This window comes from Arthrobacter sp. Hiyo1, from assembly GCF_001263615.2.
In the GTDB taxonomy this organism is placed as follows: Bacteria; Actinomycetota; Actinomycetes; order Actinomycetales; family Micrococcaceae; genus Arthrobacter.
In genome coordinates this window covers 231,651-232,346 of the sequence record NZ_DF952475.1, presented here as the reverse complement: position 1 = coordinate 232,346, position 696 = coordinate 231,651, and the positions used below count along the sequence as shown (strand labels likewise).

The 696-nt window shown below is 60.3% G+C and carries 2 protein-coding genes; both read left to right on the top strand.

Going from position 1 to position 696, the window contains the following annotated elements; translation table 11 throughout:
- The first annotated feature begins 246 nt into the window (after nt 1-246).
- Entirely contained in the window at nt 247-417 is a 171-nt protein-coding gene (locus AHiyo1_RS25035) for a hypothetical protein (protein ID WP_172465670.1), read from the top strand.
- A gap of 105 nt (nt 418-522) precedes the next feature.
- Nucleotides 523-696 (top strand): DNA-binding protein (locus tag AHiyo1_RS20060; RefSeq protein ID WP_172465669.1); only part of this gene is annotated, 174 nt, incomplete at its 3' end.

Here is a 696-nt window from a genome sequence, read left to right as displayed (position 1 = left end):
GCCGGCCCGCACCCTCCCTGCGCCCTGTCGTAGCCCCGTGCTATGGATAGAGAAACACGACGAAAGAAGCAACGGGAGGAATAATGCCGGGAGAATTCATCTGGACCGGGGTAGCTGTCCTCCTGGCCTTACTCGCAATAGCGACCTGGCTGGGCATCCGAGAGACAAGGATCCGGAAGGCTCTTATGGAAGATGTCCGGTCAGCGTCCGGCACCGATCTGGCATATCAATGGCCCCTGACGAAACTTGTCACTGCGCGGGGCCGTTTACTTCCAAAAGCTGATGCGTACCACGGAGCACGAGGAGGAGTTGCGGCTGAAGTACCAGCTGCACCGCGTGACCACGGCCCTGGAATACCGGGAGCAGGTTCGGGATGGAGGAATCATCCAGGACGAAGAGGGTCGGCAGAAACCATAATCACATCCCACGTCACGGCGGCCGAGGACAATACATCAGTAGTAGGAGTAGTATCGTTACTACTCCTACTACTATTCATGGACCAACAATCGAAGAGGTGCTTTGATGACGTCGAGCGTGAAGGACCGCGTCTACGCCGCGGCCGAGCAAATCAGTGCCGAGCGCAGGCCAACCGTGTCCACGGTCCGCGCGGCCGCCGGCGTGAGCAACGCCGACGCCACCCGGTACCTGAAGGAATGGACGGAGGAAAAGCAGGCCGCCGGCGGACAGGTCGCCGCC